Annotated in this window: 22 protein-coding genes; 13 read left to right on the top strand and 9 right to left on the bottom strand. The window is 72.0% G+C overall.

Features of this window, described 5'->3' with window-relative positions; genetic code table 11:
• Positions 1-165 precede the first annotated feature (165 nt).
• The 7 genes from UA74_RS13175 to UA74_RS31775 all read left to right on the top strand — a co-directional run bounded on the left by UA74_RS13175 (position 166) and on the right by UA74_RS31775 (position 7,032).
• A complete protein-coding gene (locus tag UA74_RS13175) occupies positions 166-1,263 on the top strand; it encodes a CbiQ family ECF transporter T component (protein WP_232237741.1) in 1,098 nt (365 codons plus the stop codon).
• Positions 1,260-2,876 (top strand): ABC transporter ATP-binding protein, encoded by a 1,617-nt coding sequence (locus tag UA74_RS13170; RefSeq protein ID WP_075740494.1) that lies wholly within the window; start codon positions 1,260-1,262, stop codon positions 2,874-2,876. Before UA74_RS13175 ends, UA74_RS13170 begins: the two co-directional genes overlap by 4 nt.
• Positions 2,873-3,736, top strand: coding sequence for an ECF transporter S component (locus UA74_RS13165; RefSeq protein WP_083683173.1), 864 nt, complete (start codon positions 2,873-2,875; stop codon positions 3,734-3,736). Before UA74_RS13170 ends, UA74_RS13165 begins: the two co-directional genes overlap by 4 nt.
• 319 nt (positions 3,737-4,055) lie before the next feature.
• Positions 4,056-4,808: a DUF742 domain-containing protein gene (locus tag UA74_RS13160; protein ID WP_075740493.1), complete on the top strand. Its 753-nt coding sequence runs from the start codon at positions 4,056-4,058 to the stop codon at positions 4,806-4,808.
• 216 nt (positions 4,809-5,024) lie between these two features.
• Entirely contained in the window at positions 5,025-5,672 is a 648-nt protein-coding gene (locus UA74_RS13155) for a DUF2231 domain-containing protein (protein WP_198043009.1), read from the top strand.
• A 26-nt stretch (positions 5,673-5,698) separates the two neighbouring features.
• A complete protein-coding gene (locus UA74_RS13150) occupies positions 5,699-6,730 on the top strand; it encodes an NAD-dependent epimerase/dehydratase family protein (protein WP_232237740.1) in 1,032 nt (343 codons plus the stop codon).
• 128 nt (positions 6,731-6,858) lie between these two features.
• Positions 6,859-7,032: a hypothetical protein gene (locus UA74_RS31775; protein WP_157434155.1), complete on the top strand. Its 174-nt coding sequence runs from the start codon at positions 6,859-6,861 to the stop codon at positions 7,030-7,032.
• A gap of 275 nt (positions 7,033-7,307) precedes the next feature.
• Here the strand turns inward: UA74_RS31775 and UA74_RS13145 are convergent, their stop codons facing one another.
• Together UA74_RS13145 and UA74_RS13140 are read right to left on the bottom strand one after the other, a co-directional pair.
• The gene (locus tag UA74_RS13145) at positions 7,308-8,033 is read right to left on the bottom strand and encodes an SGNH/GDSL hydrolase family protein (protein WP_083684034.1); all 726 of its coding nucleotides are present in this window, start codon (positions 8,031-8,033) and stop codon (positions 7,308-7,310) included.
• 715 nt (positions 8,034-8,748) lie between these two features.
• Entirely contained in the window at positions 8,749-10,227 is a 1,479-nt protein-coding gene (locus UA74_RS13140) for a phytoene desaturase family protein (RefSeq protein ID WP_075743763.1), read from the bottom strand.
• 501 nt (positions 10,228-10,728) lie between these two features.
• Here UA74_RS13140 and UA74_RS13135 point away from each other — a divergent pair.
• Complete coding sequence (locus UA74_RS13135; protein WP_075740490.1) at positions 10,729-10,974, top strand: hypothetical protein; 246 nt, start codon at positions 10,729-10,731, stop codon at positions 10,972-10,974.
• Between the two features lie 101 nt (positions 10,975-11,075).
• Here the strand turns inward: UA74_RS13135 and UA74_RS13130 are convergent, their stop codons facing one another.
• Complete coding sequence (locus UA74_RS13130; protein WP_075740489.1) at positions 11,076-12,062, bottom strand: aldo/keto reductase; 987 nt, start codon at positions 12,060-12,062, stop codon at positions 11,076-11,078.
• 405 nt (positions 12,063-12,467) lie between these two features.
• Positions 12,468-13,193, bottom strand: a complete 726-nt coding sequence (locus tag UA74_RS31770; protein ID WP_257787507.1) for a zf-HC2 domain-containing protein — start codon at positions 13,191-13,193, stop codon at positions 12,468-12,470.
• Between the two features lie 37 nt (positions 13,194-13,230).
• Between UA74_RS31770 and UA74_RS13120 the strand changes: the two genes are divergently transcribed.
• Entirely contained in the window at positions 13,231-13,836 is a 606-nt protein-coding gene (locus UA74_RS13120; RefSeq protein ID WP_075764434.1) for a sigma-70 family RNA polymerase sigma factor, read from the top strand.
• A 395-nt stretch (positions 13,837-14,231) separates the two neighbouring features.
• The gene (locus UA74_RS13115) at positions 14,232-15,848 is read left to right on the top strand and encodes a cellulase family glycosylhydrolase (RefSeq protein WP_075740487.1); all 1,617 of its coding nucleotides are present in this window, start codon (positions 14,232-14,234) and stop codon (positions 15,846-15,848) included.
• A gap of 228 nt (positions 15,849-16,076) precedes the next feature.
• Here UA74_RS13115 and UA74_RS13110 read toward each other — a convergent pair whose 3' ends face one another.
• The 4 genes from UA74_RS13110 to UA74_RS13095 form a co-directional block, all read right to left on the bottom strand.
• Positions 16,077-16,670 (bottom strand): winged helix-turn-helix domain-containing protein, encoded by a 594-nt coding sequence (locus tag UA74_RS13110; RefSeq protein ID WP_083683172.1) that lies wholly within the window; start codon positions 16,668-16,670, stop codon positions 16,077-16,079.
• A gap of 529 nt (positions 16,671-17,199) precedes the next feature.
• On the bottom strand, positions 17,200-17,838 hold the full coding sequence (locus tag UA74_RS13105; protein WP_404799974.1) for a DUF1707 SHOCT-like domain-containing protein: 639 nt from the start codon (positions 17,836-17,838) through the stop codon (positions 17,200-17,202).
• A gap of 51 nt (positions 17,839-17,889) precedes the next feature.
• Positions 17,890-19,524, bottom strand: coding sequence for an amidohydrolase (locus UA74_RS13100; protein WP_075740485.1), 1,635 nt, complete (start codon positions 19,522-19,524; stop codon positions 17,890-17,892).
• 50 nt (positions 19,525-19,574) lie between these two features.
• A complete protein-coding gene (locus tag UA74_RS13095; RefSeq protein ID WP_075740484.1) occupies positions 19,575-20,150 on the bottom strand; it encodes an FxsA family protein in 576 nt (191 codons plus the stop codon).
• Between the two features lie 405 nt (positions 20,151-20,555).
• On the opposite strand from UA74_RS13095, the gene UA74_RS13090 reads away from it, so the two are divergent.
• From UA74_RS13090 to UA74_RS13080, 3 genes are read left to right on the top strand one after another with little or no spacing between them, the layout of a single operon-like run.
• Positions 20,556-23,165 (top strand): FtsX-like permease family protein, encoded by a 2,610-nt coding sequence (locus UA74_RS13090; RefSeq protein WP_157434153.1) that lies wholly within the window; start codon positions 20,556-20,558, stop codon positions 23,163-23,165.
• 4 nt (positions 23,166-23,169) lie between these two features.
• On the top strand, positions 23,170-23,874 hold the full coding sequence (locus UA74_RS13085) for an ABC transporter ATP-binding protein (RefSeq protein WP_075743760.1): 705 nt from the start codon (positions 23,170-23,172) through the stop codon (positions 23,872-23,874).
• Complete coding sequence (locus tag UA74_RS13080) at positions 23,871-24,560, top strand: ABC transporter ATP-binding protein (RefSeq protein WP_075740482.1); 690 nt, start codon at positions 23,871-23,873, stop codon at positions 24,558-24,560. Before UA74_RS13085 ends, UA74_RS13080 begins: the two co-directional genes overlap by 4 nt.
• Before the next feature lie 9 nt (positions 24,561-24,569).
• Here UA74_RS13080 and UA74_RS13075 read toward each other — a convergent pair whose 3' ends face one another.
• Positions 24,570-25,466 (bottom strand): putative RNA methyltransferase, encoded by an 897-nt coding sequence (locus UA74_RS13075; RefSeq protein ID WP_157434152.1) that lies wholly within the window; start codon positions 25,464-25,466, stop codon positions 24,570-24,572.
• Positions 25,467-25,511: the final 45 nt, after the last annotated feature.

The raw sequence follows: 25,511 nt of genomic DNA, 5'->3' as shown, positions 1-25,511 counted from the left end.
GTCGGGTACCACGCTGCGCAGGCCGCAGACCGCCGCCGGACACCGGATCGTGGTCGAGACGCCCTCGCTCCGCGCCGCGCAGGCCCGTCGGCGGCCCCGAGACCGGCATGACAGCCCTCCTGCCGAGCGGCCCTGCGAGCCCCGTGCCTCCGGGACGTGGGCGGCGTGACCGCATCGGTGCTCCGGGCCTCGACGCGGCTCCCGAGAGCCCTGCATCCCGGTGCCTGGTGGTTATGGGCACTGGCCCTGGCGGCCGCAGCGGGCCGCACGACCAATCCGCTGCTGTTGTCGCTGATCCTGGTGGTGGCGGGGTACGTCGTGGTCCGGCGTCGCGGCCGGGCGCCGTGGGCCGCCACGTTCCGGATGTACGTGTACCTCGGGGTGTTCATCGTCGTCATGCGCGTGTTGTGGCGGATGATCTTCGGGGGCGGTGCGGGCGAGCACATCCTGTTCGTGCTGCCGGAGATCACGCTCCCGGAGGCGGCGGCGGGCATCCGGCTGCTCGGCCCGGTGAGCGCCGAGGAGCTGCTCGGCGGGCTCTACGACGGGCTGCGCCTGGCGACGATGCTGATCTGTCTCGGCGCGGCGAACTCGCTGGCCGATCCGCGCCGGATGCTCAAGGCGGTGCCTGCGGCGCTCTACCAGATCAGCACGGCCGTGGTGGTGGCCCTCTCCGTGGCGCCGCAGCTCATGGAGAGCGTCCTGCGGGTCCGCCGGGCCCGGCGGCTGCGCGGCGGCAGACAACGCGGGCTCCGGGCGTTGCGCGGCATCGTGGTCCCGGTACTGGCCGATGCCATGGACCGGTCGCTCGCCCTGGCCTCGGCGATGGACTCCCGAGGGTACGGCCGGTTCGGCGACACGCCGAGGCGGACTCGTCTGCTGACCGGGGTGCTGGTGATCGCGGGCCTGCTCGGCGTGTGTGTCGGCGTGTACGGGCTGTTGGACGGCACCCGGCACGCCTTCGGGCTGCCGATGGCGGTCGCGGGCCTGCTCGTCGCCGGTGCGGGCTTCCTCGTCGCAGGCAGGCGAATCCGCCGCAGCGTCTACCGGCCCGACCGGTGGCGCCTGCCGGAGACGCTCGTGGTGCTGTCGGGCCTGACCGCCGCCCTCGTGCTCACCGTGACCGCCGGGGTCGACCCGGCGAACCTCTATCCCTCACTCAGCCCGCTGAGCTGGCCGACGGTGACGCTGCCGCCGGTGCTCGGCATCCTCGCGGGAGTCGCCCCCGCGTGGTTCGCCCCGCCGCCGGAGGTCCGCTCATGATCCGCTTCGAGGAGGTGGCGGTCCACTATGGCGAGTCCGCCCCCGTCCTGTCCGGTGTCGACCTGGAGATCGAGGAGGGCGAGCTGTGCCTCGTGGTCGGTCACACCGGCTCGGGCAAGTCGACGCTGCTCGGTGCGATCAACGGCCGGGTGCCGCACTTCACCGGCGGGACGCTGCGCGGCCGAGTCACGGTGGCGGGACGGGACACGAGGACGAATCCACCCCGTGAACTCGCCGACCTGGTCGGAGTCGTCGGCCAGGACCCGCTGGCAGGTTTCGTCACCGACACGGTGGAGGAGGAGCTGGCCTACGGCATGGAGCAGCTCGCGATTCCCGCCGAGGTGATGCGCAAGCGCGTCGAGGAGACGCTGGACCTGCTCGGAATCGCGGAGCTGCGGGACCGGTCGCTGCGTTCCCTGTCTGGTGGGCAGCAGCAGCGGGTGGCGATCGGCTCGGTGCTCACCGTGCATCCTCGGGTGCTGGTGCTCGACGAGCCGACCTCGGCGCTGGACCCGACGGCCGCCGAAGAGGTGCTGGCCTCGGTCACCCGGCTCGTGCACGATCTCGGGGTCACGGTGGTGATCGCCGAGCACCGGCTGGAACGGGTCGTGCAGTACGCCGACCGCATGGTCTACCTGCCCGGCGACGGCGGCGTGGTCGACGGGCGGCCCGCCGAGGTGCTGGCGGACGCGACGCTGGCGCCGCCGGTGGTGGAGCTGGGCAGGCTGGCGGGCTGGACGCCGCTGCCGTTGTCGGTGCGCGACGCCCGCAGACGGGCGCCTGAGCTGCGCGCCCGGCTGACCGACCACGCCCCGCCCGCGCCGGAGAGGGCGGCGACGGAGTCGCCGCTGCTGTCGGCACACGACGTGGTGGTGCGGCACGGCGACGTCGTGGCGGTCCGGGCGGTGAACCTCGACCTGCACGGCGGTCAGGTCACCGCGCTGATGGGCCGAAACGGCTCCGGCAAGTCCTCACTGCTGTGGGCTCTGCAGGGTTCGGGCCGCCGCGCGGGCGGCACTGTGCTCACCGGCGGACTCGATCCGGCGGCCGAGCCCGCGCATCGGGCCAGGGCTCTCGTCGGCCTGGTGCCGCAGACGGCGGCCGACCTGCTGTATCTGGAGACGGTCGCCCAGGAGTGCGCGCAGGCCGATCGGGAGTCGGCGGCGCCGCCGGGAACCTGCGTGACGCTGCTGGGGCGGTTGATCGACGAGGTCGACCCGCACGGTCATCCGCGTGATCTGTCCGAGGGGCAGCGACTGGCGCTGGTTCTGGCGATTCAGCTCGTCGCCGCGCCGCCGGTCGTGCTCCTCGATGAGCCGACCCGGGGCCTGGACTACCGTGCGAAGCGGGCATTCGGCGCCCTCGTCGCGGATCTGGCCGCGCAGGGCCGTTCGGTGGTGATCGCCACGCACGACGTGGAGTTCGTCGCGACCGTCGCCGACCGGGTGGTGGTGCTCGCGATCGGCGAGGTCGTCGCCGACGGCACCACCACGGACGTCGTGGTCTCCTCGCCGTCGTTCGCGCCGCAGGTGGCGAAGGTGCTGGCCCCGCAGTCCTGGCTGACGGTGGATCAGGTACGGCAGGCGCTGGCCGATGCGGCGGTGCCGCGATGACCGAGGGCGCAGGCATCCCGGCGGCGGAGGGCACGACCGAGACGCCCCGAAGCCGGGTGCGGGTCGTGCACGTGACGCCGCGCCGCGCGGTGGTGCTCACGCTGGCCTCGGCGGCGGGGCTGGCGATGTTCCTCTGGCCGCTGTTCGCCTCGGAGTCCCCCGATCCGACGGCTCGCGCGGCCAATGCTCCGCTGGTCTTCGTGGTGCTGCTGCCGTTGCTGCTGGCGATCGTGCTCGCCGAGATGTCGGACTCCGGCATGGACGCCAAGTCGCTGGCGCTGCTCGGCGTGCTGTCGGCGGTCAACGCGGGGCTGCGCCCACTCGGCGCGGGCACGGCGGGCATCGAGACGGTGTTCTTCCTGCTGGTGCTGGCGGGCCGCGTCTTCGGCCCCGGTTTCGGCTTCCTGCTCGGATCGACGTCGCTGTTCGCCTCGGCCCTGCTCACCGCGGGCGTCGGCCCGTGGCTGCCGTTTCAGATGCTCTCCTCCTCCTTGCTGGGACTGGGCGCCGGGCTCCTGCCCGCCCGGCCTCGGGGCCGGGCCGAGATCGCGATGCTCGCCTGCTACGGAGTCCTCGCCGCCTATGTCTTCGGCTTCCTGATGAACATGTGGTCCTGGCCGCTGCTCGCGGGAACCGACACCCAGCTCTCCTTCGTGCCGGGCGATCCGATCACCGAGAACCTGCACCGCTTCGTGCTCTTCACTCTGACCACCTCCACACTGGGCTGGGACACCGGACGGGCGATCACCAACCTGGTGGCGATCCTGCTGGTGGGTCCTGCGGTTCTGGCGGTGCTGCGCCGAGCCGCCCGGCGAGCCGCCTGGGACACGCCGCTGCCGTCGTCGGCCCGGCGGAGCTGAGTACCCAATGTGACGAGCGCCGAGCCCGCCCGGCTTGATACTCCTCTCGGACCAATATGTGCAATCAACCGGACCATTCTTGACAATGCGAAGCGCGAACTACTGAATTCGCTCCCCGAAAGCACCAGCGCCGCCCGGTGTTCATTCCGATAGAATCCAGTGGAAATACATCGGAAACGACTCTCTCGACATCCGCCCTACAGTGTTTCGCACCGGGACGATCGAGTGATCACCGTCGATCAGCAGACCGTCTCGAACACGGGGGCCGGTGCCGCACGGGGAGAACCGGTCGGGGAGACGGCGAGAAGCGGGCTTGTCGATGACATCGGATCAGCACCACTCAGACGAGGCGGACGACTCGGTGGTCGGACTCACCGGAGCGCGATTCGGCCCGTCCACCCGGCGACGCGCTCGCCACGACACACCGAAACCGAACGAGGGAGCCACGGCGTCGACCTCGGACTCGGTGACCGGCACGAGTCGCGCTTCGGTCGGCAGTACCGGCGCCCGATTCGGCGGGGCCGCGCGGCGGCGACGCGATCGGGATGACGACACCTCCCCTGCGGAGACGGTGCAGGCGGAGAACGCCGTGCACATCGACTTCGATCAGACCAGGTCGTCCCGACCGGTGCCATGGAACGACCCGCTGGACGAGGTCGGCGAGGAGTTCGAGGAGGACCCGATCTGGCCGCCGAGCGTGGGCGAGCCGGGGACCTGGCTGGAGGCCTCTTTCACCGGCTCGCTGGTCCGCCCGTACGCCAGGACGGGGGGCCGCACCTCGGTCGCCGTCGACCTCGCGATGGAGACGCTGATCTCCTCGTCGACGGGACCGGTGTCGATCACGACGGCGGCCCGCCCCGAGCTTCGACGGATCACCGAGATCTGCGTCGAGCCGCGCTCGCTGGCGGAGGTCTCCGCGCTGCTCGCGCTCCCGATCGGGGTGACCAGGGTGCTGATCGCCGATCTCGCCGAGTCGGGCGGGGTGCAGGTGCACCAGCCGATCGACCCGCGGCGCCTCGTCATGAACGGCGACTTCCTGCAACGGGTACTCACCGGCCTGCGCAGGCTGTGAGCAGCGCGGTCGCCTGACGACGGCGGCTAGCCACCGAGGGAACGATCACGCAGCGTGACTCTCGCGACGTCCTGGGCGGTGATCGGCGATCGTCCCGGCGGGTTCTCCCGGCGACGCGCCTCGACAGGACCCGAACGGGCGTCCGGTCGGAGTCGACGCCGTCCCGTCGAGGGGCGACGGCTGTTTCCCGGCGAAGGCCGGGGGTACCCGCCGCACATGAACGCAGTACAGCGATGGTTGAAGTCCCTCGAGTCGCGACAGTCCGTCGACGGGGCGGCCGAACGCCTGCGCGCACGGGTCCGTCCGTTCCTGCGGGACCGCCCCGCCCTGGACAAGGCGCTGCGTGGTGAGTGGGCGGGGCACGCGATCCACCCGGCGCTGGTCACGCTGCCCATCGGCTGCTACAGCGCGGCCGCCGTGTGCGACCTGCTCGGACGGCGCGAGACCGCCCGGCACCTGATCTCCCTCGGGCTGCTCTCGACGCCCGGTGCGGTGATCACCGGGCTCGCCGAATGGAGCGATCTGGACCTGCGGCAACGCCGGGTCGGCCTCGTCCACGCGATGGCCAACGCGACCTCCTCGGTCTGCTACCTGCTGTCGTGGCTGTCCCGACACCGCAGCGGCGACACGGCGGGGCGCGGCTGGGCCGTGCTCGGCCTGGCGGCGGTCGGCGCGGCGGGCGCGATCGGCGGTCATCTGACCTATGCACAGGGCGCAGGCGTGTTCCGCTGGTCCGATCGGCCGGCGGAGGCGGTCGGCGAACGGCCCGGCCCTCGACCGCGCACCCCGTCCGACGACGCGGCCGACGACGACGCGACGGCGGGCGGGCGTCACGAGCGGGCAACCCGGCCCGGCGGGTCGTGACCACGGCGGGCAGTCGAGTGGTCGTCGTGGGGGCCACCGGCAATGTGGGGACGAGCGTCGTGCGCAGCCTGGTCGCCGACCCACGGGTGGGCGCCGTCATCGGCGTCGCCCGGCGCAGGCCGACCTGGCAGCCGCCGAAGACGACCTGGCGGACGGCCGACATCACCGAGGACGACCTGACCGAGGTCTTCCATGGCGCCGACGTCGTCATCCACCTCGCCTGGCGGTTCCAGCCGACCCACGCTCCCGCCGTCACCTGGCGGACCAACGTCCTCGGCGGCATCCGGGTGTTCGACGCCGTCACCTACGCCGGGGTGCCCGCGCTGGTGTACGCCTCGTCCGTCGGCGCCTACTCCCCCGGCCCGAAGGATCGGGGCATCGACGAGAGCTGGCCGACGCACGGCTGGCCGGGCGCCGCGTACTCGCGGGAGAAGGCCTATCTGGAGCGGGTCCTGGACGCCGTCGAGGACAGTCGTCCCGACCTGCGGGTGGTGCGGCTGCGGCCCGGCATCATCCTGCAACGGCAGGCGGCGCGCGCCCAGCACCGGCTGTTCGCCGGGCCGCTGCTGCCCGCCGCGCTGCTGCGGCCCGGCGGAGTGCCGTTCGTGCCCGACCTGCCGGGGCTGCGCTTCCAGGTGCTGCACGCCCAAGACGTGGCGGAGGCGTTCCGGCTGGCGGCACTGAGCAGCGCGGCAGGCTCCTACAACCTGGCGGCGGAACCCCCGGTGGATGCCGCCCTGCTCGCCGACTGCCTCCAGACCCGGGTCTCGCGCCTGCCGTCGGGCCCGCTGCGCGCCGCACTGGCGGCGGCCTGGCGCCTGCGGCTCGTGGGGGCCTCGCCCGATCTGTTCGACGCGCTGCTGCGGATGCCCCTGCTGGACACCACGCGGGCCCGGGTCGAGCTGGGCTGGTCGCCCGTGCACAGCGCCCGCGACACCCTCACCGAGGGTCTGCACGGCCTGCGAGAGGGTGCGGGCATGGCCACCCCGCCGCTGGCGGCGGGCGGACTGGGCAGGACGCTCGGCAGGCTGCGGGTCACGGCCACCCGGCGGCGCTGACCGACGCGGGCCGGGTGAGCCGCTGTTCGAGACAGCCCGTCGAGGCCCGGAACGACGCGAGCATCGAGCGATCCGGCTGGTCGACCGATCGCCTTCTTGACCTTGACGCTCAACGGCAGGCTCCTACGGTGAGCGCCCCCGTTGGTTCCCGGTCAGGAAGGCGCATACCCGACCATGATTCCTCTTCGCTCACGAGCGAGCACGTCGTCGTCGGACTGGTCAACGTCGTCTCCATGACCTTCGTCGTGGGTCCTTTCCCCACCCGGCCTGCCGCGACGGCCGTGCCCGACGACGCCGGGTGACCGTCCACGACGGCGAGGTCCGGGGAGAGATCGCGAGTTCCGGCTCTCGTGTCATCGAGAGCCGGCTCCGGTGGCATTGCTCTCCGAGGCGCCGATCGCCGAGGCACCGTGGTCGAAGGCCGCCACACGGGCGGCCGATCCGTCCCGAGAGGACGAATCGGCCCGGCGCACCCATCGCAACGGCAGGGCGGGGACGCGGCGGGGCAGGCGGGAGGCGCCGGCCCGACGTCGAGACACCCCGACGTCGGCCGGGTCTCCGAGCCGGGCGGCCCTGGTCAGGACAGCGAGTCGAGCACGCCCGAGAGCACCGGATGCCAGCGTTGCGCGATCTTGCGGTCACCGGACTCGACGGGGTGCACCCCGTCGTAAGTGTCCACCGCCGTGTCGAATCCGGTCCACTGATCGACGACGAGCACCGCAGACTGCGCCGTGGTCAGCTCCGCCGCCCACGCCGGGATCGCCGCGTTCAACTCGACGACCCGCTGGGCGCACTCGCCGCAGTTGCTCGGCGTCATCGGGATGATCTGCGCGACGAGGACGTGCATGTCGGGGTTGTCGGCCCGCATCTGCGTCACCAGCGTGGTGAACGCCGACAGGATCGTCTCGGTCGGCCGCCCGTTCCAGGCGTCGTTGGTCCCCAGGTGCATCAGCACGACGTCCGGGCTGGTCGCGGACAGCCAGCCGGGCAGCAGGTTCTGGTCGGCGATGCCGGTGGCGAGGAAGCCGCCGTGTCCCTCGTTGTCGCCGTCGTGGTCCACGCCGCAGCCCTGCGGGCCTCGGGTGCCCACGAAGTCGATGTCGGTGTGGCCGGAATCCTGGAGGTCGTTCCACAACATCGCCCGCCAACACCCCGGCGAGCCGGTGATCGAGTCGCCCAGCGGCATGATCCGCACCGGGTCCTGGGCGGCGGCCGCCTGCCCTCCGGTCACCGCGACCAGCATGGCCGTCAAGATCGTCATCACCATGCCGAACACGACACTGTGCACAGCCTTTCCGCGCATCGCTCGTCTCCCGATGTCGTCGACGGCGACCCACGGGCGGCGCGTCTCGGCGTGCGGGGCGGGATCGCCGGACGCCGCCGGACGACCGAGTCGCGGCTCGATCGCCTGCCGAGGGAAGCACCCGGGCGAGATGCTCCTGCCGCCGTCTCGACCGTACGGCGGCGGGGACCGCACCGATAGCGGCCCGTCGGGGGGCGTTCGCCCACCGAACGGCGCAAGACCGGTCGGCGAGCCGATGACGGCGTGCTGCAGGTTCGGCGTCCGGGGCGGGAGCGGATAGGCACTCGGCGGTGGCGTCGGCCCAACCGGAGCCGTCCCGGCGTGAGCGGGGTCGATGGATGGTGAGGCGGGCGCGATCCGGGACATCGAGCCGTCCCCGCAGGCGCGAGGCCGATATCGGGGGTGACTGGTCGCAGCTCCGACTCGGCGAGCCATCCCCGCATGCGCGGGGCCGATACTTCCTGATCTGGGGATTCATCACCGTCCAGAGCACTGGATTACCACGTGATCCAGATCACTCCGGCACGATTCTCCGGTCTGGCCAGACTCTCGCCGGAGTCGAGAATCCTCCGACGCAGCAGGAGCCCCGCCCGCCGACGCCGTACCGCGCGCCGCCGCCGGACCCCCCACCACACGCCCTTGCCCGGACCGCTTTTCGGCGGCAGGCGAGCCCGGCGCGTCAGCTCGGCAAGGAGCAGCGCGCGGCGACCCGCAGTCACGGCAGCCGCAGGAGCCGCAGCGGATCGGTGCGAATACCGAATCGGGCGCGCAGCACGCGACGGGCGGCGTGCAGGCCTGCCATGCCGTGCACGCCGGGACCGGGCGGAGTCGAGGCCGAACACAGGTAGACCCCGTCCAGCGGCGTGGCGTACGGGTCGCGTCGCGGCACCGGCCGCGCCACGGTCTGCCACAGCGTGAGGGCGCCTGCGGCGATGTCGCCGCCGACGTCGTTGGCGTCGTAGCGTTCGAGGTCGAGTGCCGTGCGCACGCTGGTGGCCGCCACGAGATCGCGGAATCCCGGCGCGAACCGTTCGATCTGGGCGATCACCGCCGCGCTCACGTCCACACCGGACCCGTTGGGGACGTGGGCGTAGGTCCACAGGGTGTGGCGGCCCGCAGGGGCCCGCGAGGAGTCGACCACGCCCGGCTGGGCGGCCAGCACATAGGGCCGGTCCGGGTGCACGCCCCGCGCCACGGCCCGCTCGGCGGCGACGGCCTCGGCGCGCGTCCCGATCAGATGCAGGGTGCCGGCCAGCGCGCAGCCCGGTGCCGACCAGGGCACCGGTCCGGTCAGCACGAAGTCGACCTTGCAGGCCGCCCCGCCGTACCGGAAGCGCCGGAGGCTCCGGACATAGGAGGACGGCAGTTCGGCCTCGGCAAGCCGGAGCAGGCCCGCCGGGGCGAGGTCCAGCAGGACGGCGTTCGCGGGCGGAAGCTGATCGAGGCGGTCGATCCGGCTGCCGGTGATCACCCGGCCGCCGTGGGCGATCAGGTCGCGGACGAGCGCGGCGATCACCGATCCGCTGCCGCCCTCGGGGATCGGCCAGCCCACGGCGTGCGCCAGCGTCGCCAACAACAGCCCCGCTCCCGCCGGGGCGAGTCCTCGCGGCGGGGCGATCGCGTGCGCGCCGACCCCGGTCAACATCGCAGGCGCCGTCTCGCCCCGAAAGCGCAGATTCCACAACGGCGAGCCCTGCTCCACCATCCGGCGGGCCAACGCGAACGCCGTGATCGGGTCGGGCGGCGGCGAGCGCAGGTCCGACATCGCGACCCCGACGACACCCGGCCACGCCCGGACGAGCGGTGCCAGCAGACGTCGCCAGGCCCGGCCGTCGACGCCCAGCCCGTCGGCCGTCCGGTCGAGGTCCCGCCAGGCCAGTCCGGCCCGCCCGCCGTCCAGCGGATGCGCGTAGGCGACCTCGGGCTGCAACATCCGGACGCCGTGCGCGGCGAGGTCGAAGGCCCGGAAGAACGGGGACGCCAGTCCCATCGGGTGCACCGCCGAGCACACGTCATGGCGGTGCCCCGGCAGTGTCAACTCCTCGGTCCGAGCCCCGCCGCCCGGCGTCGCGGCGGCCTCGTGCACCTCCACCCGAAGACCGGCCCGCGCCAGGATCACGGCGGCGGCCAGCCCGTTCGGCCCGGCTCCGACGATCACGGCGTCCAGTGCGGGGCGGCGGCCGGTCCCGGTCATCGACCGATCCCGAAGCAGCCTCGGCACCCTGCCCGAGAGTGGTCCTGTCCGCGTCCTGCCGTTCGGGCTCGCATGGCGGTCATCATCACAAGCGACGGCACAGCAGGCATCGCGGCGTCCGGCCTGTATCGGTCGGAGCCGGGGCCCGGCAGTCCGTCTGCATGCGGCGATCGGACCGGACCGGGGCCGCACCGCGTCGACCCGACGCCCTGCCCCCCGTCCGCAAGGCTCCTCAGGACGCCGCTGAGAACGAGCCGCCGAACACCCTGCCCGCGTCGGAATCCTCGGATTCCGCTGATCGGGGGAAAAATCGTGGAAACCCGCCTGCCGACTCTGCCGGGCCGGTACTCAGGTCCCTGATGATCACGGACCCCGGCTCGCCCCGGCGCGGACTGCACGCGATGCTGGATCACGCGCCACCACGCACCTATGCACCGCGCTCGTTCCTGCTGCGGCAGGGCGAGCGCGGCGGCCACGTACTCGTCCTCACCCGGGGGCGGGGTGTCCGGTACGGACGTCCACGGCAGACAGGTGCTGGTCTCCTTGCGAGCGGCGGGCGATCTCCTCGGTGAACCGGATCGCCGCCTCGATTCGGCGGCGACCCCGTACGCGAGCGAGGCGATGTCCACCGGGCCTGTCGACGACGGCGGAGCGCCCACCCCGCCCCGCAGGCCCGACGACAGCGGCGCCGACCGACCGGCGCCGCGATTCCAGCCCGGTCCGGTATCGGACCCGCCGCCGTTCTGACCCCGCAGGGCGCGGCGGGGCCCGGTCGGGGCCCGCCGCACCTCCCGTCGGCTGTCCCGAGCGAACGGCGGCGGAGCCGGCGGCGTCGTCGAGGCCGCTGCTCACGTCACATCGATCGCCGCCAGGTAGGAGTCGTCGGCCTGGCCGCCCGCCACGGCGTCGCGCGGAACCAGGCTCTCCAACCGATCGAACACGGCCGGATCAAGCGCAAGGTCGGCTGCGGCGGCATTGGCCAGGACGTTCGAGGCTCGCCGAGTCCCGGGGATCGGCACGACGCCGCGTTGGATCAGCCACGCAAGCGCGAGCTGAGCCCCGGTGACCTCCAGCTCCGCCGCCACAGTCTCCACCGCGTCGGCCACCGACACGTTGTGTTCGAGGTTCGGCCCCTGAAAACGGGGATTGGTCCGTCGCCAGTCGTTCTCGGCGAGATCTCCTGCCGCACGGACGCCGCCGCCGAGAAGTCCCCTGCCCAGCGGGCTGTAGGCGACGAAGCCGATGCCGAGCTCCCGACAGGCGGGCAGCACGCCGTCCTCCGGCCCCCGGCTGAAGAGCGAGTACTCGGTCTGGATCGCGGTGATCGGATGAACGGCGTCCGCGCGCCGAATCGTGCTCGCCGACACCTCCGAGAGTCCGATGTGGTTGATCTTGCCCTCCTCGACGAGTTCGCCGAGAGCGCCCACCGTCTCCTCGACGGGTGTGGTGACGTCGAGGCGATGCAGGTAGTACAGATCAAGGTGATCGGTGTTGAGCCTGGTGAGGCTCGCGTCGAGTGCCTTGCGCAGGTAGGAGGCCCGACCCATGCCCGGCAGGAGCCTGCCCTCGGCGTCGGTGTCGCCGCCGAACTTCGAGGCGAGCACGACGTGATCACGTCGACCGCCGAGGACCCGGCCGATCAACGTCTCGCTATGGCCTGCCCCGTAGATGTCGGCGGTGTCGATGAAGGTGACGCCCGCGTCCAGCGCCGCGACGAGGGCTGCGGCCGCATCGGCCTCGGTCACCCCCGCGTAGATGCCCGGCGAGAGCGTCATCGCACCGAACCCGACGGCCGACACCTCGAGTCCACGTCGCCCCAACGATCGATACTGCATTCGTTCCGGCCTTCTTTCCCTCGCCGTCTGGACGGCTCCGCCGCCGCCGTGCGCCGAGCCTCGCCAAGTCTGCCGCGACGGCAACCGGCGGAGAAGGCTCGCCAGATCAGCTCAGGCAGAAGTGGACCCGGTCGATGCAATGAGGACCGGCGCCGTCGACGCTCGGTGACAGAGATCGGGCCGGGCTTCCCCCCGTTGGCGGTGGTCGTCCCGGTTCGAGGACACCCGACCGATCAGTGGGACGCCGTGCTGCCGCGCACGCCGCACCACCGCCGCAGGTGCGAATCGAGGCGATGGGTGCATTGCTCGGGCCGGCCGGACCACGGCGCGAGCAGACGCTCCGGCGGGTCCGATGCGAGCCGCCGTCGGCCGCGAACCGTCCTCGACGAGGCGGGCGCGGCCTGGTCACGCCGCGCGACGGCCGGTGATCGAGCGCAGGCGACGACGTCCCGACCGGGGCAGATCCGGTGCCTGGAGTCGGATCTCGGCAGGCAGCGGCGCGGCGGCCTGCCGTGGTTCGCGGATGCCGGGTCTGCCCGGCTCCGGGCTGTGCCGGGACTCCTGCCGGTGCACCACGGTCAGGAGCCCGAGCCCGATGACCAGCAGGCCGTGGGAGAGCACCCTGGACACGGTCACCTCCCCCGCGATCAGGTCCTGCACGCTGAACACCGAGAGCACCAGGACGAACCCGCCCACCAGCGGCAGCATTCCCCGGGAGTGGCCGCTGCGCAGCGCCGCCCAGAGCAGTCCCAGTCCCATCGCGAGGCTCCACGCGGTGCTCTCGTTAAACAGATGCGTCGCCGCCGCACCGTCGTGGGTCATCCCGTGGTCGACTCCCAGCAGCTGCGCCGCACCGAGCGCGAGCTGGGCGACGCCCACCGACGCCAGCGCGGCCCGCACCGCCTTCTCACCACGACCACGCCCGCGCGCGGCGAGGATCGCGTCGGTGAGATCGGGAGGCGCCACCGCGGCTCTGACCCGCATGGACCTGGTGAGAAGCGTCGCCCGCTGCTGCCAGGACCGACACTCCACACAGGTTCGCAGGTGCTCGTCGGTCTCGTCCGCCCGCACGGGTTCGGCCTCGGAATCGAGTCGGGCGGACAAGGCTTCACGGCAGGTGTCGCACTCCACGAGTGCAATTGTCCTCCATTCGGCGGACCGGGTCAGTATGACGACTGCGCTAATCTTCCGATCTGTGACCTGGCCGGCCGACGTCGACGTCGAGACCACCGAGTCGGCACTCGCGGCGAGTGCCGGCGATCGTCACGCGCTGGAACGATTCATCCGGGCCACTCAGCACGACGTCTGGCGGTTCACCGCCCACCTCGCAGGCACGGCGGCGGCCGACGACCTGACGCAGGAGACCTACCTGCGGGTGCTGCGCAGCCTGCCCGACTTCGAGGGTCGCTCCTCGGCGCGGGTCTGGCTGCTGTCCATCGCCCGCCGTGTCGTGGTCGACCAGTTCCGCAAGGCCGGGCGCAGGCCCCGACAGGTGCTCGGCATCGATCTCACCCAGCTCTCCGACGACCGACAGCTTCGCGGGCGCTCCGCTCCCAGCGGCTTCGAGGAGGCCGTCGACCTCGATCTGCTGCTGGCGAGCCTCGCGCCGGAGCGACGGGAGGTGCTGGTGCTGACCCAGCTGCTCGGTCTCTCCTATGAGGAGGCCGCGCTGGTCTGCGGCTGCGCGATCGGCACCGTGCGCTCCCGAGTGGCCCGTGCTCGTGACGAGCTGATCCGGGCCATGGACGAGTCGCACGACACCGGGACGGCCTGACGGACCGGCGGCTTCGCACCGCCTTGGACCGCGTTCGACTCCGTGGGCGGACTCCCCGACGCCGACTCGCGTTCCCGGCCGACTGCCCCGACGTCTCGCCGGGCTGATCCGGGGGGCGGCGATCAGCTGGGCGCCCCGTCTCCGCGACAGCGTCGTCGGCGGGCGACCAGGGCGGTCACGCACCACCCGGGGCTCCGCGAGCACCGAGCCGACTCGGTCCGGGCGGCATCGCGTCGCAGGAGTCGGCCACCGGCCGGGATACGGTCCATTGTGTCGCCGATCACCGTCGACTACGCTCGAGGGTGCTGCCACAGGAAGCCGGGAACCTGTCGTCGGGCCGCGCTGCGGGCCCGCTCGCCCATGCCCCGTTGCGGGCTTGTTCCCTGAGGTAGGTCATGAGAAGACGAGTCGCATCCATCGGCGCCGCCGTGTTCGCCCTCCTGTTGTCGATGTTCGTCGCGATCCCCACCGCCCATGCCGAGGCGGGCTTCCAGGTGGACGGCGGCAGGCTCTACGACGCCAACGGCCAGGAGTTCGTCATCCGCGGCGTCAGCCATCCGCACACCTGGTTCACCTCGCAGACGACCCAGTCCCTCGCCGACATCAAGTCCCTGGGCGCCAACACCGTGCGCATCGTGCTCAGCAGCGGCGACCAGTGGACCGAGAACAGCGCCGCAGACGTCGCGAACGTGGTCGACCAGTGCAAGGCGAATCGGCTGATCTGCATGCTGGAGGTGCACGACACCACCGGCTACGGCGAGCAGGCCGCCGCCGTCAGCCTGGACCGGGCCGTGGACTACTGGCTGCGCATCCAGGACGCCGTGATCGGCGAAGAGGACTACGTGCTGGTCAACATCGGCAACGAGCCGTACGGCAACACCGACTACGCCGGTTGGGGAGCCGACACCTCCGCCGCGATCAACCGACTGCGCGACGCAGGCTTCGACCACACCTTCATCGTGGACGGTCCCAACTGGGGCCAGGACTGGTCGGGCACCATGCGCAGTCAGGCGCCCGGCGTGTTCGCCTCCGACCCGCACGCCAACACGGTGTTCTCCATCCACATGTACGGCGTCTACGACACCGCCGCCGAGATCCAGGACTACCTCCGGCACTTCGTCGATCAGGGACTGCCGATCATGGTCGGCGAGTTCGGCCACAATCACTCCGACGGTGATCCCGACGAGGACACCATCATGGCGACCACCGAGGAGCTCGACCTCGGCTACATCGGCTGGTCGTGGAGCGGCAACGGCAGCCCCGTCGAGTACCTGGACATGGTCCAGAACTTCGACGGCGACAGTCTGACGTCCTGGGGCGAGCGGATCTTCCACGGCGCCGACGGCATCGCGCAGACCTCCCGCGAGGCCTCGGTGTTCGGCAACGGCGGATCGGACACGACGGCGCCGACGACGCCGGGAACGCCGAGCGCCTCGGCGGTGTCCGCGACCAGCGTCACGCTGAACTGGACGGCGTCCACCGACGACGTCGGCGTCACCGGCTATCAGGTGGTGCGCGTGGCAGGCGGTCAGGAGACCGCCGCCGTCACGAGTCCCACGAACTCGGCGACCGTGGCCGGACTGCATCCCGACACCGCCTACAGCTTCGCGGTGTACGCGCGTGACGCGGCGGGCAACCGATCGGCCCGGTCCGCCACCACGACCGTCACCACCGAGCCGGGGCAGGCGGCAGGCTCCTGCGCGGTGTCCTACCGCGTCTCCGGTCAGTGGGGCGGCGGCTTCCAGGCCGACGTGGTGATCCGCAACACCGGGACGAGTCCGATCAACGGCTGGACCCTCGGCTGGAGTTATCCCGACGGGCAGACCGTGTCCAACGTCTGGGGCGGGACCGCGACCCAGACCGGGAACACGGTCACCGTGCGCAATGTCGACTACACGGCCGCCATCCCGGTCGGCGGGTCGGTATCCTTCGGCTTCCTCGGCAGTTGGACCGGCACCAACAGCGTCCCCGCCGCGTTCACCCTCAACAACGGGGGCTGCACCGTCGCCTGACGCCCGGCTCGTCCGGGCCTGCCGAGGCGGCGGGCCCGGACGTGCAGGCCGCGTGTCATGGCGGGCAGGTGTTCGACGGACGGCTGAGCAGGCGGCGGTGCGGACGGTCCCTCGAGGACGGTCCATCGTCGACGGCGGCGTCCCGAGCACTGGGCGCCGGGGTCTTCGCACCGGCGCCGTCACACCGACGGCCGACCGCGCCGGTCGAAGGCCGCAGGCACCGACTGATCAGAGCTGTCCACGCCGCACGACCACGCCTGCGGCGTCGTCGATCCGGTAGCCGACACCCCGGACGGTGCTGATCACCTCGACGTCGTCGCCGAGCTTGGCCCGGATGCGCCGGACGTGCACGTCCACCGTCCGGGCGCCGGGCGGCTCCTGCGCCGCGCCCCAGAGCCGGGTGATGAGCGAGTTCCGTCGATGTACTCGGTCGCGGTGCTCGCAGAGGAAGAGCAGGAGGTCGAACTCCAGCCGCGTCAGCTCCACCACCGTGCCTCGGCAGGAGACGCTGCGGGAGGGCACGTCGATCAGCACGGTCGGCACGGGCCGCGTCAACGAGACGATCCGCCTGCGCGGCGGCGTCTCGACCGAGGGGAGCAGCCGGGGCGCGGCGGCTCGCAACGTGGTTCCCCGCACCGTCACGGTCACCGAGTGCGGTTGGAGGACGGTGCCGATGATCTCGATCAGCCTGCCTGCCAGACCGGTCGGGTCGTCCGTCTCGGCGTTCATGGTGACGATGACGGCCGTCTCGCTGATCGGCTCGTCAGCGGGTTCGGCCGCGGGTGTCGTGGTGAGCGGTGATGTCTGGGTCGGCTGCGCCATGGAGTTCCTCACCGAGGGCCTGAGCAGGACTGGTCTCGCCGAGCGGACCCCTCGAACAGGCCTGAGTGGACACGCGGGCGTAGTCCACGTGACGACGTCGCGTGAGCACGGTGGGAACCACAGCATGATCGCATCAAGCCCACGGCCGGGTGTCAACGACTCCCAGTGACTGGACGCTTCGGCGCAGTGGTCACGACGTGCGTCGCGGCGGCCGACACCCGACGACAGAGCGCGGACTCGGTGCCGGGAGGCGACGGCGTGGACCACCGGCGAGCTGAGCCGGACGGGCTGCCCAGCACGCTCCCACCGGGGGGATGATGGAGTGGGCCGTCGACGAACCCGCCGCCGCCCGGAGCGACGCGGAGCGGACCCGCTCCGATCAGCGAGACAGGGCCCGCCCGGCAGGACCGCCCGACCCGCCACGAAGGTGTCACGAACCGGCCTGCGCGGGCGTCGCGGCGTGGCACCGACGGCGCGACCTCGGGCGGGACCGAGTCCGTCGGACGCACCGCCTCGGCGACCGCCGAGTTCAGTCCTCCAGCTCGCGATCCCGCTTGCGCTTGCGCTTCTTCTTGGGATTCTTGATGTCCGAGCCGCCGAGCACCGAGTACGAGCGGATGCGGATCACCGGCGAATTGGGCAGGACCGCGGTCTCATCGATCTTGACCTCGTCGCCGCCCATGAGATCGAATCCGCCGGACTTCTCCACCCGGACACCGCGCGGAACGATCACGGTGTGCCCGCCGAGGATGCTGACCAGCGTGAGTTCGACCTCGGGTGCGTCCAGCTCGGCGTCACAGAGGTTGATGTCGCTGCCGCCGAGGAGGCCGAAGAAGCCCATCCGACGCCGGACCCGCCAGCGCCCCTTGAGATCGCTGCCGCCGAGCACGGCGAGGTTCCACTTGCGCTTGCCGCCCGCCTCGTCGTCACCGTCGGAGCGCACCGCCAGGGGCGGTGCCTCCGGTGCGGTGCGAGACACCGGCAGGTCGGTCACCAGCATGTCCAGCTCGCTGCGAGTCGTCGCCTCGTAGGCGAGCCCGACGCGATGAGTGAACTCGTCGAGACTCAACCGCCCCTCACCGACGGCCTGGTTCAGCAGGGACGCGATCTCGTTGCGCTCGGCATCGGAGGCGCGGACCTCCGGGTTGCGGTCCGGTTGTTCCGTCACGGTCATGCACCCTACGTGGTGAGCAGGCGTCCTCGTGCGGGCACGGTGGAATCAGCTGACGGGCAGCAGGCCCTCCGCGTCGTGGATCACTCGGCCCCGCAGCACCGTGGCGCGGCAGACGGGCAGGTCGGCGCCCGGCTCCACCGAGGGCAGTCGCGGGACCCTGGAGCGGGGATCGGTCGACCAACGGGCGATCCGGCTGTCGGAGACGGGCGTGACCAGCTCCCCCGCCGTCCAGATCGCATAGGTGGCCGAGGCGCCGGGCACCAGCGTCCCGGTCAGCTCCTCGGCGGCACCGGCCGCCCGCCAGCCGCCCCTGGTATGCGCGGTGAACGCGGCTCGCGGTGAGATGCCTGCGCCGGGGGTGCGGTGGTGGACGGCGGCCCGCACGGCGGCCCAGGGCCCGACCGAGGTGACCGGCGCGTCCGAGCCGAACGCCAACGAGACGCCTGCCGAGGCCAGCGTCGAGAAGGGATTGAGCCCGGCCGCCCGCGAGACGCCCAGCCGCTCGGCGTACATGCCGCTCTCGCCGCCCCACAACGCGTCGAACATCGGCTGCACGGAGGCGGTGATCCCCCAGCGGGCCAGCTCGGCGGCCTGTTCGGCGTCGACCATCTCCAGGTGCTCCAGGCGGTGCCGTCGTACGGTGAGGGCCCGCAGCCCCACGGCGGCCTCGGCAAGGCGGAAGCCCTCGATGATCGCCGCGGTGGCGTCGTCGCCGATCACGTGGAAGCCCGCCTGGAGACCGTGGCGGGTGCACTCCACCAGGTGTTCGGCGATCTGGGGCGGCTCCAGGTAGCGGGCGCCGCTGGTGTCGGGAGCGTCGGTGTAGGGCGCGCGCAGCGCGGCGGTGCGGGAGCCGAGGGCGCCGTCGGCGAACAGGTCGCCCGCCAGCCCCGCCACCCGCAGGCGGCGGGCGACGCCCACCGCGCCGAGTTCGCCCCAGTACCCGGTGACCTCGGGAAGGTCTTCGGTGCCCGCCAGGACGAACAGGTCGTGGAGGTCCTGAGGGTCGGAGATGTCCGGTCCCGCGCACTCGTGCACGGCGGCGATGCCCTGCGCGGCGGCGTGACGCAGGAAGCCGAGCTGCGCGGCCCGACGCTGCGCGCCGTCGATGCCGTCGCGGGCCACCCCACGAACCAGATGATGAGCGTCCCTGGCCAACGGCCCGTCCTCGTGGAATCCCGCCGCCGACCGCGCCTCGGGCACCATGGCGAGCAGCGCGCTGGAGACCAGCGCGGAGTGGACGTCGATCCGGGACAGGTACACCGGCTTCGCGCCGACTGCCGCGTCGATCTCGGCTCTGGTCGGCGGACGGTGCTCCGGCCAGCGACTCTCATCCCAGCCGTGGCCCCACAGGACTCCGGCGGGGTGGGCGGCGGCGTGCTCGGCCAGGCGCCGAAGACAGTCGGCGAGCGTCGGACAGCCGGTGAGGTCGAGCCCTTCCAGCAGCAGGCCCGCCGAGGTCGCGTGGACGTGGGCATCGACGAAGGCAGGCGCGACGAACGCATCGTCCAGATCGACCGTCGTGGCCTGCCCGCCGAAGAGGGCGTCGCCCGCCGCGTCCTGGCCGATCCAGACGACGACGCCGTCGATGATCGCCATCGCGGTGGCGTCCTGGCTGGCGGGCGAGTGGATCCGACCGCCCCTCAACAGGAGCGTGGTGGGGTGCGCAGTGGTCGTCACAGTGGTGCAGTCTGCCCCGGCCTCCCCGGACGGGCGGACGGGGTGTGAGGTCAATCGCGATCGTCGCCGGGCTTCGGATCGCCGGTAGGCCTGCCTGCCGGTCCGTCGGCATTACGGGGCTCGGACTCGATGGTCTCGGAGAGCACCTCGCCGTCGATGACCTCGCCCTCGACGACATCCCCGCGAGCGGTGGTGCCCGAGCGTGGGATCGGCCCACCTGGCCCGCCGGGACGGGGCCCGAACGGCGACGCACCGCCGCCTGCCTGGGCCGCGAAGGGTCCGCCGGGCTGGGCGACGAAACGAGGGCTGCGCCGCATCCGACGCGCGACGAGGGTGCGACTGCCGGGGATCAGTAGGAGCAGCCCCGAGGCCGTCGTGATCAGGCCCGGGATGAGGAACAGGATCGCCACGACGATGGTGGTCGGGTCGGCGGAGTCGGACGGCAGCCTGCGGTGGCGCATCGCCTCCTGCATGGCGGCCATCGCCCGGCTGCCCTCCCTGCGGAGCAGGAAGCCGCCCAGAACACTGCTGCCGACGACCAACAGGAGTGTGAACAGCACTCCGATGAGGTTGCCCACCACGATCAGGGCAGTGATCTCCAGGAGCATGAGCAACAACAGAGGCACGTGGGCGGCTCCTTGAGAGGTCGGCGGCCCGTGGTCCGGGCAGCTGGCGGCTCGTCTTGTACTCAACGAACGAGACGTCCGTTTTGCTCCCGCCGCCGAGTCCGATGGTAGTGACGGTCCGGTCCGGGCCGTCGCCCCCGCCGCCAGGGGCAGGCAGGCAGGCCCGTGCGCGACGTCACCGACGGGACCGGCCGAGGTCACCGTGCGCGACGAAACCGTTCCGCTGCGCGGCCGTCCCCGCAGTGCAGGCCCGGTGCATGCTCGCCGAGTGTCGGACGGTCGACCGTCGGCCCGCGGCTCGTCGAACACGAGATCGTCCGGCAGTCGGAGTCAGGTGTTACCAAAGCATGTCGGTTCGCCCGAATCGGTGGTGGCGCATTTCACCGTCGTGTCACGCTCGTGCGCGTGAAGTCCGAGCGAAGGCCGACCCTCAAGCTGCCGTGGACCAGGGCACCACGCGCTGCATTGTCCAGTCCCTCCACCATGCTGGTCGCGGTGTTGACCGGGCTGGTCCTGTCATTCGTGATCGCCGGTGCCGTGTTGCACGTCTCCACGGTGGGCAGCGCCGCCGTCCAGTACAACCTGGATCGGCTGTGCCCCCAGGCCGTCGGCCCGAACGTCGTCGGCGAGGACCTCGCTGCCGAGAATTCCGCGACGCTGGTGGAAGCGGCGCGGGAGGCAGGCACCGAGCACGGCTTCACCGAGAGCATCACCGGCCGCTACACCTACCCGACCGGGATCGCCTTCGGCGAGAACACCCCGACCAGCAGGCTCGGTCACCGTGACGGGGCCCTGGATCACCTCCGGGTCGTCGAGGGCGGCGACCGCAGCGGACTGTGGATCGCCCAGTCGGTGGCGGAGGCGGGCGAGGTCGAGATCGGCGACCGTCCGAGTCTCGCGGGCGTCACCGACCTGCCACCCGTGACCACCGTCTACGCAGACCTGGCGGCGCCCCAGGAGGACTACTGGTGCACCGAGGAGGGGACCGTCACCGTGCGGCCGCTCAGCGGTGACTTCGAGGACGCCCAGGTGGCGTTCTTCGCCGACGGCGACGAGTTCGACGACTTCGCGCACCAGTCGGGGACACCACTCATCACCACGGTCCGCTACCCCGTCGAGACACCCGACACCCCGGAGCAGGCGGCGGCGCTGTCGGAACGGGCCCGGCTGCTCACCTCGGAAGTGCACGAGGCCGTCGCGCACTTCCCGGTGTTCGAGCCGGTGAACGCCAGGGCCTATCTGGACCGACCGGTGGAGCTGTCCCATGAGTCCAGCCGGACGGTGACCCTGGCCGTACTGCCGTTGACACTGGTCAGCCTGTTGGTCGGCCTGGTCGGAGTCGCAGCGGTCGCGATGCAGTGGTGTCAGCGCAGACATACCGAGATCCGGCTGCTCTGGTCACGCGGGATCTCCCCCGCCTCGATCGGCGGCAAGGCCGTCCTGGAACTGGGACTGCCGCTGACCGTGGGCATCGGACTGGGCGTCGGCACGGCAGCGGCCACGCTGAGCCTGTTCGCCCCCTCCTCGGTCATCCAGCCGGGCACCGTCACCACCCTGACGGTGATCATGCTCTGCGTGGCGGTCATCGCCGTCGGCGTGCTGGCGGGCACGGTGGCACTGCGGACCAGGGCCGCCTTCGAGCGCGAACGGGTCCAGCGCGGCGGACGCGGGCGACGAGTGCTCGCCCTTCTGCCGTGGGAGCTGGTGAGCGCCGGGCTGGCCGTCTGGGCGGGCAGCCGCCTCTGGGACGGCGCGCTGACCGTCGAGACGGGTGAGGTCATCCCCCGCATCGACCCGGTCGCCCTGGCCTTCCCGCTGTTGGTCGTGCTCACCGTCGCCGGTCTGGTCGCCCGCCTGCTCAACGGCTCGCTGATCAAGTCTCATCGCCTGCGCATGTGGTCGCGGCCTGCGGCTCAGCTGGGCATCCGCAGGCTCGCCGCCTCCCGGGGCACCGTGACGGGCGTGCTCGTCGTGGCGCTGCTGGCGGTGGGCACGATCGCCGTCGGCGACGGCGTCGTCACCGCGCAACGGCAGGCCTTCGACGCGAAGTCCGGGTTGAGCGTGGGGGCCGAGAGCGCGGTGCAGATCGGGAACGCGGAGGTTCGCGACGGTCTCGTCCTGCCGGACTCGCTGGCGGGGCAGTCCACCATGGTGGGCGTCACGACCCGCGACATCCTCGATCAGGGGCGGGACGGGCGCATCATGGCGGTCGACCCGGCCACCTTCGCCGACGGCGCCTACGCCGATGACACGCCCCTGCATCAGCAGATCAGCGAGCAGCTCGGCTCGCTGGGGGCGCCCGACGCCGACGGCGTGGTTCCCGCGCTGGCGGTCGGCGGCGCCGCCGAAGGCACGGTCGACACCGGTCGCGGACTTCAGGTCCGCACCACCGGGTCGTTGGAGGGCTTCCCCGGCCTCACCCGAGGGATCGGCTACGTGATCTCCGCCGAGGCCGTGGACCAGCCTTCGACCCTCGGCGCCTGGTACGTGTGGTCGACCCTGGACCTGACCGAGGTGGTCGATGCGCTGGCCGCCGTGGACGTCATGGCGCTCAACACCGCTGAGCGGTCGTCGGCCATGGACGCGCTCGCCTTCCTCACCATCCAGTGGACCTTCTCCTTCATCGTGGTGCTCGGCGTCGTGCTGGCGGTGCTCGCGGTCGTGTCGCTGCTGCTGGCGGTCGAGGCCCGGCGTAGACAGAACGTGCTCTCGGGCGCTTTGGCGACCCGGATGGGTCTGCGGCTGCGGACCCTGGTGTCGAGTTATCTCGTGGAGTTGAGCGTCGTCGCCGTGCTCGCCATCGGCTTCGGGGCGCTGGCGGGCATCATCGGGGCGGAGTTGTCGGCGGTGCGGCTGGACCCGGCGCCGGAGGTCTTCCCGCTGCCGTCCCCCGGAATGCCGCTGGGCTTCTTGATCTGGACGGTGCTGATCGGCGCCGCGGTGGTGGCGATCGCGAGCTGGATCGCGGTCCGTCTGGTGCGGACCGCACGAGTGGGAGAGCTGATCCGTGGCTGAGACGATGACCGCCGAGCCGACCTCGGCTGTCGAGCAGGTACTGGGACTGCGTTCGGTGTCGGTGACCTACCCGACGCCGTCGGGGCCGGTGAGCGCCGTGCGCGACGTGACCCTGGACGTTCCCGCCCGTGGCCTGACCGTGCTGGCAGGCCCGTCCGGCTCGGGGAAGTCCACCCTGCTGCGGGTCCTCGCGCTGCTCGACCGACCGACCTCGGGCCAGGTGCTCCTGCGGGACCGTGAACTGGGCAGGCTGGACGCGGGCGCGCTGCGCCGACTGCGTCGCAGCCGGATCGCGCTGGTCTACCAGAATCCGGGCGAGAACCTGTTCGACTACCTGACGGTGGCGGAGAACCTGCGCGCCGCCGCGCAGCTGGCGAACCGGCCCGATCCCGGCGAGGAGCTGCTCGAGGAGCTCGGCCTGCCGGGAACCGGGGGCTGGCGCATCCGGGCGCTCTCGGGGGGACAGCAGCAGCGACTCGCGTTGGCCTGCACCCTGGCCATGGGGTGCGAGGTCGTGCTGGCCGACGAGCCCACCTCCCAGCTCGACGCGCGGTCGGCGGACCTGGTGCTCGACTCGCTGCGCCGCGTCACCGCGCTGAACGTCCCGGTGGTGGTCGCCTCGCACGACGAGCGGCTGCGGGCCGGGGCCGACACCCTGGTGTGGCTCCGGGACGGCGAACTGATCAAGGTCGAAGGGGGACGACGATGAGTGAGGCAGGTGTACTGATCGACACGGTGGTCCTGCGGGCGAACGGCGTACGTCGTTCCTTCCCGCAGGGCACGAGCCGGGTCGAGGTGCTGCGCGGAGTGGACCTGGCCGTGTCGGCAGGCGAGGTCGTGACGCTGTCCGGGCCGTCGGGCTCGGGAAAGAGCGCGTTGTTCTCCGTGCTCTGTGGCTTCGACCAGCCCGACGAGGGCGAGGTGCTCATCCTGGGCGAGCCGATGAGCCCGATGGTCGCCTGGCACGTCGTGGCCGTGCTGCCCCAGGCCATGGGGCTGGCCGACGAGCTGACGCTCGCCGAGAACGTGGCGCTGCCGATGCGGCTGGCGCCCGAGGAGATCGCGGGCAGGCTCGGCGACGTCGACCGGCGGGTGACGGAACTGCTGACGATTCTGAAAGTCGATCAGCTCGCCGAGCGCTACCCGTCCGAGGTGTCCTTCGGCCAGCAGCAGCGGGTGGCGCTGGCCCGAGCACTGGCGATCCGTCCCCGACTGCTGCTCGCCGACGAGCCGACCGCGCATCTGGATCACGAGATGGTGGGCGCGGTGCTCGGTCTGCTCCACGAGGCGGCCGAGGACGGCACCTGTGTGCTGCTGTCCACCCACGACGACGAGGTCCGCGCCGCCGCCGACCGCAGACTCCAGATCGTCGATGGTCAGGTGACGGAGGGCTGAGGGACGGGGCTACGCCGGGCCGTACCGGGAGACGTCGACGGAGAAGTCGACCTCGATCCTCTCCGGCAGCCCGGCGACCTTCTCGGCGAGCGCCGCCGAGTCCTGGTGCCACGCGTTGGGTCCCATGCCGACGACCGCCCGTACCTGGGCGTGATCCAGCTCGCGGCGCCAGGTGACGGTGTCTCGGTCCCGTAGCACCAGGCCGGGCCCCAGCGTGTCGGCGAGGCGGCCGCGCTTGTCCGGCGCGACGGTGAGCAGGTCCAGCTCGGCGACCAGCTGTGCCAGGTGCCGGTCGGTGGGGGTGACGATGAGCAGCGTGCCCTGCGGCGCGAGCACGCGCCGCAGTTCGGCGCCGTTGCGCGGCGCGAAGACGTTGATCGCCGCCGCCACCGAGCCGGTGCGGATCGGCAGTCCGCGCCACACGTCGCAGCACACGGCGGCCATCCGCCGATGCGCCTTGGCCGCCCGGCGCAGCGCGTGCTTGGACAGGTCCACGGCGACGCCGACGCGGTCGGGCATCTCGGCCAGCACCCGGCCGAGATGGCGACCGGTGCCCGCGCCGACGTCGAGCACGCAGCTGGACGCGTCGGCAGCGGCGGCGACCAGCGGAGCCAGGGCCTCGGAGATCGGATCGAGGTGGCCGCCCGACAGGAACTCCTCCCGTGCGGCCACCATCGCCGCCGTGTCCGCCACGTGCGGGTTGCTCGCGCCGGAGAGCAGGGAGACGTAGCCCTGGCGGGCGACGTCGAAGACATGGCCCGCCGGACATCGCAGCGAGGCGTCGGCGCGATGCAGGTCCTGGGCGCAGTGCGGGCAGCGCAGGAAGGGAACCGCCTGGTCGAGGGGTGTCGGCGCGGTCGTCACCTCGTCGCCGCCCCCGCCGTCGAGTGATGGCCGGTCCGGCATGTCGTCGTCACGAGCCGATACCTTAGAGCCTGTCTTCCCTCCTCC

Origin of the sequence: Actinoalloteichus fjordicus (assembly GCF_001941625.1) — a bacterium.
Taxonomy (GTDB): domain Bacteria; phylum Actinomycetota; class Actinomycetes; order Mycobacteriales; family Pseudonocardiaceae; genus Actinoalloteichus_A; species Actinoalloteichus_A fjordicus.
Note: the sequence above shows the minus strand (reverse complement) of the source record. Positions and strands in the feature narration are given on the sequence as shown.